We start from the raw sequence: 9,982 nt of genomic DNA on the forward strand, positions 1-9,982 counted from the left end.
GGGTACCCTGATGTGGCCGTTTTCTGTGCGTCGGCGGTGCGATCGAGTGAGAGGAACCTCCGAATGCGCCTGCTCCTCGTCCGCCACGGCGAGACTTCGGCCAACGTCGACTACGTGCTGGACACCGCCGTACCCGGCACCGGTCTGACCCCGCTCGGCGAGCGGCAGGCCGCCGCCCTGCCGGCCGCGCTGGCCGACGAGGACATCGAGGCGGTCTACGCCTCCACCCTGATCCGCACGCAGCTGACCGCCGCCCCACTGGCCGCCGCCCGCGGACTCGACGTGCTCGTCCGGGGCGGCATCCGCGAGCTGTCCGCCGGGGACCTGGAGATGGCGCCCGGCGACTCCGAGCAGGGCAGGCTGTACATGCGGACGGCGTTCGCCTGGGCGGCCGGCGACACCGCGCTGCGGATGCCCGGCGGGGAGAGTGGCGCCGAGGCACTGGGGCGGTACGACGCCGTGATCGCCGAGGCCGCCGGCAGCGGGGCCGGGACCGTCGCCATGGTCAGTCACGGCGCGGCGATCCGGATGTGGACCGCCGCCCGCGCCGACAACGTGGACGTGCCCTTCGCCGCCGCCCACCCGCTGCGGAACACCGGCGTGGTGGTGCTGGAGGGTTCGCCGTCCGACGGCTGGAAGGCGCTGTCCTGGGCGGGAGCGGCCGTGGACCCCGCCGGGGAGGGCGGGCCGGCCGGGGAGGCGCTGGACGTGCGGGGGCGGCCACTGGGCGCCGGCGGACAGCCGTCGGGCGCGGCCGGGCGGCCGGACGCCGAGTAGCCGGATATCGGTTTGCCGCAGGTCGGGGGCGCCCCGCAGAATGCGTCCCCATGGGACATCTGGAAGCCGCGCATCTCGAGTACTACCTCCCCGACGGGAGGGCGCTGCTCGGCGACGTGTCCTTCCGGGTGGGCGAAGGGGCCGTGGTGGCCCTCGTCGGACCCAACGGCGCCGGCAAGACCACCCTGCTGCGGCTGATCTCCGGCGAGCTGAAGCCGCACGGCGGCACGGTCACCGTGAGCGGCGGCCTGGGCGTGATGCGCCAGTTCGTGGGGTCCGTACGGGACGAGACGACCGTACGCGACCTGCTGGTGTCCGTCGCGCCGCCCCGGATCCGGGAGGCCGCGCGGGCCGTCGACAAGGCCGAACACGGCATCATGACCGTCGACGACGAGGCCGCCCAGCTGCGCTACGCGCAGGCCCTCGCCGACTGGGCCGAGGTGCGCGGCTACGAGGCCGAGACCCTGTGGGACATGTGCACCATGGCCGCGCTCGGCGTGCCCTACGAGAAGGCGCAGTGGCGGCAGGTGCGCACGCTCTCCGGCGGCGAGCAGAAGCGGCTGGTCCTGGAGGCGCTGCTGCGCGGCACCGACGAGGTGCTGCTGCTCGACGAGCCGGACAACTACCTCGACGTGCCCGGCAAGCGCTGGCTGGAGGAGCGGCTGAAGGAGACCCGCAAGACGGTGCTCTTCGTCTCCCACGACCGCGAACTCCTCGCCCGGGCCGCAGAGCGGATCGTCTCCGTCGAGCCCTCACCCACCGGCGCCGACGCCTGGGTGCACGGCGGCGGATTCGCCACGTACCACGAGGCGCGGCGCGAACGCTTCGCCCGCTTCGAGGAGTTGCGCAGGCGCTGGGACGAGAAGCACGCCCAGCTGAAGAAGCTGGTGCTCAACCTCCGCCAGGCGGCCTCCATCAGCCATGAGCTGGCCTCCCGCTACCAGGCCGCGCAGACCCGGCTGCGCAAGTTCGAGGAGGCGGGGCCGCCGCCGGAGCCGCCGCGCGAGCAGGACATCACCATGCGCCTGAAGGGCGGCCGCACCGGCGTACGGGCGGTCACCTGCACGGGACTTGGGCTGACCGGCCTGATGAAGCCCTTCGACCTGGAGGTCTTCTACGGCGAGCGGGTCGCCGTCCTCGGCTCCAACGGGTCCGGGAAGTCGCACTTCCTGCGCCTGCTCGCCGGTGACGACGTGGCGCACACGGGACAGTGGAAGCTCGGCGCGCGGGTCGTGCCCGGCCACTTCGCGCAGACGCACGCGCACCCGGAGCTCCAGGGGCGCACCCTGCTGGACATCCTGTGGAAGGAGCACGCGCAGGACCGGGGCGCGGCGATGTCCCGGCTGCGCCGCTACGAGCTGACCCAGCAGGCCGAACAGACCTTCGAGCGCCTCTCCGGCGGCCAGCAGGCCCGCTTCCAGATCCTGCTCCTGGAGCTCGCGGGCGTCACGGCCCTGCTGCTGGACGAGCCCACCGACAACCTCGACCTGGAGTCGGCCGAGGCGTTGCAGGAGGGCCTGGAGGCCTTCGAGGGTACGGTCCTGGCGGTCACCCACGACCGCTGGTTCGCCCGCTCCTTCGACCGTTACCTGGTCTTCGGCAGCGACGGCCGGGTCCGGGAGACGCCGGAGCCGGTGTGGGACGAACGCAGGGTGGAACGGGAGCGGTAGGCGCCGCACGGAGGGCCCGGGGGCCGGAATGTTCGTACAGTGGAGGCGGAAGAGCGAACACGACGAGCGGGGCACACCATGACCGGAGTCGACCCGGACCGTCTGGACGACCAGCAGCTCATGAAGGAGCTGGAGACGATCCACCGCACGCGCCACGACACCCTGCTGTACGGCTCGAACGACGCGCTGCGCACGCACAACGAGCGCATGGCGCAGTTGGAGGGAGAGTTCTTGCGGCGCAACCCGCGCCGCCTGGTCGTCGCGGGACGCACCCGCGAGGGCGCCCGTGATCGCTGCTGTTCGGAGTCGGTGACTCCCGGCACCTGAGCGGACACGACGGGTCAGGCCGACGCGCACACGTCCAGGAACGTCTCGCAGCGGCCCCGCACACCGTCACCCGCTCGTCTACCCAGGTGCCGCCCGCCTACGACATGAAGAACTCCCGTACGAACGCGACGGCCTGGGGGGCCATCCGATCCGTGTCAGGGCGCGGCCGATCCGGCCGCCGCGCTGGTGGCGGCGGCCGGGTGGCGTCGGTGTCGACGCCGTCGCGGCGATCCCGTCGCGGCTAGGAGGCGGCCGTCACCGTCTCGGCCAGTTGCTGGATGTTGCCGTAGCGTGCGTGGCGCGGTAGCCGTCGTACCGCCTCGACCAGGTCGTCGGGCGCGTTGTCGTGGCGCAGGACGCCGGCCAGTTCGCCCGGCCCGGCCGGGAAGGCGGTGCGTCCCAGGTGCCGCGCCAGCTCCAGCCGTACCGACTCCAGGGTCGACATCCGGGAGTGCCCCGCCACCACCGGACCGCGAAAGACGCGGGGGTCGTCGTCGGCGGGGGGCTCCGGGTCCTGCCAGTCCTCGGTGCGGGTGGGGTGCCCGGACCGCAGCAGTTCCTGGAGCTCGTGCTTCATCTCGTCGTCCCGGTGAACGCTCAGCCGGTCACTGCCTCGCTGCATGTCTCCCTCCAGATCATTCGGGATGCGCACCGCGTACCCGAAGACCGGGGGCCGACACACGAACGGTCCGGCCCGGGGCTGCGGTGGCAGCCCCGGGCCGGACCGTCGGGAACGTCAGGCCGACGCCGGGATCAGACGAGGTCGAACCGGTCGAGGTTCATGACCTTGACCCACGCCGCGACGAAGTCCTTGACGAACTTCTCCTTCGCGTCGTCGCTCGCGTAGACCTCCGCGAGCGCGCGCAGCTCGGAGTTCGAACCGAAGACGAGGTCGGCACGGGTGCCGGTCCACTTGACCTTGCCGGAGGCGTCACGGCCCTCGAACGTGGTCTGGTCCTCGGAGGTCGACTTCCACGTCGTGCCCAGGTCGAGCAGGTTGACGAAGAAGTCGTTGGTGAGCCTGCCGGGGGTGTCGGTGAGCACGCCCAGCGACGACTGCTTGTGGTTGGCGCCCAGCACCCGAAGGCCGCCGACCAGGACGGTCAGCTCGGGGGCGCTCAGGGTCAGCAGGTTCGCCCGGTCCAGCAGCAGGTACTCGGCCGGCAGGTGGTTGGCCTTGCCGAGGTAGTTGCGGAACCCGTCGGCGGTCGGCTCCAGCGCCGCGAACGACTCGGCGTCGGTGTGCTCGTCCGTCGCGTCGACACGGCCCGGGGCGAAGGCCACCTCGACGTCGTACCCGGCGTCCTTGGCGGCCTTCTCCACGGCCGCGGAGCCGCCGAGGACGATCAGGTCGGCCAGGGAGACCTTCTTGTCACCGGCGGAGTCGAACTCCCGCTGGACGCCCTCCAGGGTGCGCAGCACCGTGGCCAGCCCGTCGGGGTCGTTGGCCTCCCAGCTGCGCTGCGGCTCCAGGCGGACCCGTCCGCCGTTGGCGCCGCCGCGCTTGTCGCTGCCGCGGAACGTCGAGGCCGACGCCCACGCGGTCGAGACCAGCTGCGCGACCGACAGGCCCGAGTCGAGGAGCTTGGCCTTCAGGGACGCGACGTCCGCGGCGTCGAGGGCCGCGCCCTCGGCCTCGGGCAGCGGGTCCTGCCACAGCAGGGTCTCCTCCGGGACCTCCGGGCCGAGGTAGAGCGACTTCGGACCCATGTCACGGTGCGTCAGCTTGTACCAGGCACGCGCGAAGGCGTCCGCGAACTGGTCGGGGTGCTCGTGGAAGCGGCGGGCGATCGGCTCGTAGATCGGGTCGAAGCGCAGCGACAGGTCCGTCGTGAGCATCGACGGTGCGATCCTCTTGGAGGCGTCGTGGGCGTGCGGGACGGTGCCCTCGCCCGCGCCGTCCTTCGGCTTCCACTGGTTGGCGCCGGCGGGGCTCTGGGTCAGCTCCCACTCGTAGCCGAACAGGTTGTCGAAGAAGTCGTTGCCCCACTCGGTGGGCCTGCCGGTCCAGGTGACCTCAAGGCCGGACGTGATGGCGTCCGCGCCCTTTCCGGTGCCGTACGTGTTGCGCCAGCCGAGGCCCTGCTCCTCGATCGGGGCGGCCTCGGGGTCCGGGCCGACGTGGTCCGCCGGACCCGCGCCGTGGGTCTTGCCGAAGGTGTGACCGCCCGCGATCAGGGCGACCGTCTCCTCGTCGTTCATCGCCATCCGGCGGAACGTCTCACGGATGTCGCGCGCCGCCGCGATCGGGTCCGGGTTGCCGTTCGGGCCCTCCGGGTTGACGTAGATGAGGCCCATCTGGACCGCCCCGAGCGGGTTCTCCAGCTCGCGGTCACCGGTGTAGCGCTGGTCGTCGAGCCAGGTGGTCTCGGGACCCCAGTACACGTCCTCCTCGGACTCCCACACGTCCTCGCGGCCACCGGCGAAACCGAAGGTCTCGAAGCCCATCGTCTCCAGGGCCACGTTGCCGGTGAGGATCATGAGGTCGGCCCAGGACAGGTTCTTGCCGTACTTCTTCTTGACCGGCCACAGCAGACGACGGGCCTTGTCGAGGTTGCCGTTGTCGGGCCAGCTGTTGAGCGGGGCGAAGCGCTGCTGGCCGGCGCCCGCGCCGCCGCGGCCGTCGCTGATGCGGTAGGTGCCCGCGCTGTGCCACGCCATCCGGATCATGAACGGGCCGTAGTGACCGAAGTCGGCGGGCCACCAGTCCTGCGAGGTGGTCAGCACCTCGGCGATGTCCTGCTTCACGGCCGCCAGGTCGAGGGACCGGAACGCCTCGGCGTAGTCGAACTCCTCACCGAGGGGATTGGCCACGGCGGGGTTCTTGGCAAGGATCTTCAGGTTGAGCCGCTCCGGCCACCACTGGCGGTTGCCGCCACCCTGGGTCGGGTGCGGGGCGCGCCCATGTGCGACGGGGCAGCCACCGGTGCCCTCCGCCTTGGCGTCGGTGACGATTGCATCAGGGTTCTCAGCCATGGGAATCCTTCCGGATCAGGTGGATCACTTTGCTCAAGAACTGCGAAGGTCAAGCACTGCGAGGGGTGGAGCAGTCGGGGCAGACGCCCCAGTAGACGACCTCGGCCTCGTCGATCGAGAAGCCGCGGTCGTCGGACGCGGTGAGACAGGGCGCGTCACCGACGGCACAGTCCACGTCGGCGACGACACCGCACGAGCGGCACACGACGTGGTGGTGGTTGTCGCCGACGCGTCCCTCGAACCGGGCCGGGCTGCCGGCCGGCTCGATGCGGCGTATGAGCCCCGCGGCGGTCAGTGCGTGCAGGGCCTCGTACACGGCTTGGAGCGAGACGTGGCCCACGCGCTCGCGCACGCCGGAGGCGATGGCCTCGACACCGAGGTGATCACCGTGCCGGACGGTCTCCAGCAGTGCGACGCGCGCGGCCGTCACCCGCAGGCCGGCACCGCGCAGCTCCTCGGCGGTGGTCGGAGTCGGGGATGCGGTCATGGCGCCAACCTACAGCCCCAAACACGATCGATTCAAGAAAACGAGTCATCCAAGTCTGGTGGCTTAATCGGGGATCTTTTGTCCTAGTTCGGCGTGTTACGCCGGTCGGCAGGCTACTCCCTCTCCCGCCCCGGCGGGAACTCCCGCACCGTCCGCCGAAGCAGGGGGATCGTGCCCGGCCCCGCTCCCGGAAAACGCTCACCGCGAGGACTCGTGTTTGTGCCCGAAGGCGGCGGGCAGGCGCACCGGCAGTGCTTCGGACCGGAGGCACACCCGTGGGAGCGGCGAACCGTCGCCCAGGGTGCGTCCGTCCGGCACGCGGACGCGCTCCCACGGTGACCGTCGAATCGAGCACCTCCAGGGGAGTTGCCAGACACATGCCGAAACGAGCGAGCACCAAGCACCCGCACGACGACGCGCCCGACACCGCGGGGGCCTTCCGCAGGCTGGCCGCGCTCGCGCCGGGACCGGAGCGCGACGCGCTGCGCGGCGAGATCGTCGAGGCCTGGCTGCCCATGGCCGAACGGCTCGCGGGACGCTTCCGCGGCCGCGGCGAGAGCCTGGACGACCTGCGCCAGGTCGCCGCCCTCGGCCTGGTCAAGGCCGTCGACCGGTACGACCCCGGGCGCGGCCACGCCTTCGAGAGCTACGCGGTGCCCACCGTCAGCGGCGAGATCAAGCGGCACTTCCGCGACCACCTGTGGACCCTGCACGTGCCGCGCCGGGTCCAGGAACTGCGCAACCGGGTGCGGATCGCCTGCCAGGACCTGTCGCAGACCGTGCCCGGGCGACGGCCCACCGTCGCGGAGATCGCCGAGCGGGCGAGGCTGAGTGAGGAGGACGTCCGGGTCGGCCTGGAGGCGCTGGAGAGCTTCACCGCGCTCTCCCTGGACGCGGAGCTGCCCGGCGGCGACGACGGCCACTCGCTGGGCGACACGCTCGGCGGGCCCGATCCGGCCCTCGACACGGTCGTGGACCGGGAGGCCGTCATCCCCCGGCTGGCCGCCCTGCCCGAGCGCGAGCGGGCCATCCTCTACCTGCGGTTCTTCGACGACATGACGCAGAGCCGGATCGCCGAACAGCTCGGCGTCTCGCAGATGCACGTGTCCCGGCTGATCAACCGCTGCTGCGACCGGCTGCGCGAGCAGGTGATGCGGGACGCGGCGTAGGGACGTGGCGCGGGGGACGCGGCGTGGGGGCATGGCGTAGGGGACGCGTTGTCGTGAGCGTCCCGGACGTCACCCAATAGGCCGTTCGCGTTCGCGCGAATGGGGCCCGGCCGCGCGCGAGGGGCGGCGCGGCGGGCTGTGATGGCTGCGGGGGCACGACCTCGTGCTCCCGCAGCCGTCCGTCTGAGGAGCCCGTCCATGCGACGCACCGCTCGCGCCCTCGTCATATCCATCCTGGCCGCCGGCCTCGGCACCGCCGTACCGGCCGCGGCCGCGATCCCCGCCGCGCGGGTGGGCCCAGGCAGCGAACGGCCGGGCGGCAGCGTCACCGTGTCCGAGACCTGTGCGGCGACCGACGGGACCCTCGGGATCGCCGGGATCCCCGGGATCGTGGGGACCGCGCCGGACACCGTGGGTGCGGGTGGGCAGAGCGGTGCGTCCGGGGCGTGCGGAGACGACCAGAGGAGCGCCCGGCCGGCGCCTCCGGTCGACGGTGGCGCGAGTGCGGCGCCGCAGTCGCTGCCCGACGGCCGGGACAGCGGTGTGCCGCTGTCGCTCATGGACAGGCAGGAGACCGGCGTGCCGGAGTTGTTCCCCGACGGCCGGGAGAGCGGTGTGCCGGAGCTCCTCGGCGACGGGCGGGAAGGCGGTGTGTCGCAGCCGCCCGCCGATGGCCTGGACGGCACCGGCACCGGCACTGGCAGCGGCACCGGCCCCGGCCGGGAGAGCGGTGCCCGGGAGAGCCAGGGCGGGGCGTGTGACGACTCCCGGGGTGCATCCTGTGGTGACGGCCGTGACTGTGCCGAGCCCCGGCCCGGCTCCAGCTGCGGACAGGCCACCGTCGAGCACGGTGTGGAGGCTGGTGAGGGGGGTGCGTTCAACGGGTCCGTCCCGGCGCTGGTCGTCGGCGGTCTGCTGATCGCGGGCGCGGCCGGTGCCGCCGTACACCGGCTCTGGTACCGCAGGTCGACCGGAGACGGCTGACGCCCCGCGCGCACCGCCCAGGGAACGGCGCGACACCGGGTACGACGGAGCCGACGCACGGAGCAGCCGACGACAGAGCACGGACCCGACCGGGACAGGACACGGAACCCCACGGACTGCGCGGAGGCGGACATGCGGCGGACGGACCCCCACGGTCGCCCCGGCGACCGCTCCGACGACCGTGCCCCCGAGGGGCACGGCCCCGTCCGCTACGGGCCACCCCTGCCCGACGACGGACTGCCCGTGCTCCCCGAACTGTCCGCCGTGCTCGCCGCCGCCGCGGGCCGTGCCGGGCAACAGCCCGTCGGCGGTGGCCCCGCGCTGCTCGACGCGGCCCGCGCCTACTGGGCGCGACGCGGACTGACCGCCGAACCGGACCGCGTGGCGGCCGGCCCCGGCACCCCGTCCCTGCTGCTCGCCCTGACCGCAGCGCTCGGCGGCGACGTCCTGGTGCCCCGCCCCTGCGCCGCCTGGTGGGCGCCGTACGCACGCCTGTTGGGCAGGCCGGCCTTCCATGTGCCGACCCCGGCCGAGTCCGGTGGCGTCCCCGACCCGTACGCCCTTCTGGAGACCGTCCGCCGGGTCCGTGCCGAGGGCGGCGACCCGCGGCTGCTCGTGCTGTCCGTGGCCGACGACCCGACCGCCACCGTCGCCCCGCCCGAACTGCTGCACGAGACCGTCGAGGCGGCCGAGGGCGAGGGGCTGCACCTGGTCAGCGACGAGACCTGGCGCGACACCCTGCACGACCCGCACGGCACGGTGCTGCTGAGCCCCGCCGAGATGCTCCCCGAACGCGTCACCGTCGTCACCGACCTGGCCGGCGCGTCGCTGCCGCCGGGCTGGCCCGCCGCCCTTGCCCGCTTCCCCGCGAGCGCCACCGGCGCGTCGCTGCACGCGCGCGTGCTCGACGTGCTCACCGCACTGGGGGCGCGCGTCGCCGAACCGGTCGCGGCGGCCGCCGCCTACGCGCTCGGCGAACCCGAGCCGGTCGTCCACCGCCGCGACCTGGCCGTACGCCTGCACGCGCGCGTGGCCGCCGCCGCGCACGCCGCCGTCGTCGCGGCCGGTGCCCTGTCCCGGCCGCCGCAGGCCGGGCGTCATCTGTACGTCGACCTCGGCCCGCTGCGTTCCGCGCTCGGCGCGCACGACGTCAGCGACGCCCAGGAGTTGGAGGACTTCCTCACTGTCCGGCTCGGCATGCCCGCGCCCGGTGGCCACCGTTTCGGCGACGACCTCGGGGAACTGCGCGTGCGGCTCGCCACGGGTCCGCTGCTGGGCGGCACGGACGAGGAACGCACGGAATGCCTCACGTCACCCTCACCGTTGGAACTGCCACACGTGCAACGCGCGTTGGTCACCCTGAGGTCGGTCTTCGACGATCTCCGCGACGACGCTCAGCGACGGGAGCCTCCTCGATGACGCAGCAGACGCAGCAGACGCAGCAGTTCGGGACCACCCCCACGACCGACATCGCCCCTACGACCACGGCCGTCACAGTCACGGCGACGACGACGGTCACCGCGGCCACGACCGATGCCATGACCACGATGGCCGCGGCTGCCGCCACGGCCGCGGCTGCCGCCACGACCACC

The 9,982-nt window shown here is 73.0% G+C and carries 8 protein-coding genes and 1 pseudogene; 6 read left to right on the top strand and 3 right to left on the bottom strand.

Translation table 11 applies throughout. The features are described 5' to 3' along the window. Window positions 1-63 precede the first annotated feature (63 nt). The 3 genes and pseudogenes from IPZ69_RS28305 to IPZ69_RS28315 all read left to right on the top strand — a co-directional run bounded on the left by IPZ69_RS28305 (window position 64) and on the right by IPZ69_RS28315 (window position 2,774). On the top strand, window positions 64-777 hold the full coding sequence (locus tag IPZ69_RS28305; RefSeq protein ID WP_235457414.1) for a histidine phosphatase family protein: 714 nt from the start codon (window positions 64-66) through the stop codon (window positions 775-777). Between the two features lie 50 nt (window positions 778-827). Beyond that, window positions 828-2,447, top strand: coding sequence for an ABC-F family ATP-binding cassette domain-containing protein (locus tag IPZ69_RS28310; protein WP_235457415.1), 1,620 nt, complete (start codon window positions 828-830; stop codon window positions 2,445-2,447). Between the two features lie 28 nt (window positions 2,448-2,475). Then, window positions 2,476-2,774: pseudogene (locus IPZ69_RS28315) on the top strand (DUF6158 family protein). Between the two features lie 241 nt (window positions 2,775-3,015). On the opposite strand, the gene IPZ69_RS28320 reads toward IPZ69_RS28315, so the two are convergent. The 3 genes from IPZ69_RS28320 to IPZ69_RS28330 form a co-directional block, all read right to left on the bottom strand. After that, the gene (locus IPZ69_RS28320; protein WP_235457417.1) at window positions 3,016-3,396 is read right to left on the bottom strand and encodes a DUF2795 domain-containing protein; all 381 of its coding nucleotides are present in this window, start codon (window positions 3,394-3,396) and stop codon (window positions 3,016-3,018) included. A gap of 131 nt (window positions 3,397-3,527) precedes the next feature. Next, window positions 3,528-5,750: a catalase/peroxidase HPI gene (gene katG / locus IPZ69_RS28325; RefSeq protein ID WP_235457418.1), complete on the bottom strand. Its 2,223-nt coding sequence runs from the start codon at window positions 5,748-5,750 to the stop codon at window positions 3,528-3,530. Window positions 5,751-5,799: 49 nt separating this feature from the next. Beyond that, entirely contained in the window at window positions 5,800-6,237 is a 438-nt protein-coding gene (locus IPZ69_RS28330) for a Fur family transcriptional regulator (protein ID WP_235457419.1), read from the bottom strand. A 377-nt stretch (window positions 6,238-6,614) separates the two neighbouring features. On the opposite strand from IPZ69_RS28330, the gene IPZ69_RS28335 reads away from it, so the two are divergent. The 3 genes from IPZ69_RS28335 to IPZ69_RS28345 all read left to right on the top strand — a co-directional run bounded on the left by IPZ69_RS28335 (window position 6,615) and on the right by IPZ69_RS28345 (window position 9,809). Further along, window positions 6,615-7,406 carry an RNA polymerase sigma factor SigF gene (locus tag IPZ69_RS28335; protein ID WP_235457421.1) on the top strand — a complete coding sequence of 264 codons (792 nt, stop codon included), beginning with the start codon at window positions 6,615-6,617 and terminating at the stop codon, window positions 7,404-7,406. 198 nt (window positions 7,407-7,604) lie between these two features. Further along, window positions 7,605-8,390, top strand: coding sequence for a hypothetical protein (locus tag IPZ69_RS28340; RefSeq protein ID WP_235457422.1), 786 nt, complete (start codon window positions 7,605-7,607; stop codon window positions 8,388-8,390). A gap of 132 nt (window positions 8,391-8,522) precedes the next feature. Further along, a complete protein-coding gene (locus IPZ69_RS28345; RefSeq protein ID WP_235457423.1) occupies window positions 8,523-9,809 on the top strand; it encodes an aminotransferase class I/II-fold pyridoxal phosphate-dependent enzyme in 1,287 nt (428 codons plus the stop codon). Window positions 9,810-9,982 lie beyond the last annotated feature (173 nt).

Origin of the sequence: Streptomyces olivochromogenes, assembly GCF_021538895.1 — a bacterium.
GTDB classification, from domain to species: Bacteria; Actinomycetota; Actinomycetes; order Streptomycetales; family Streptomycetaceae; genus Streptomyces; species Streptomyces olivochromogenes_A.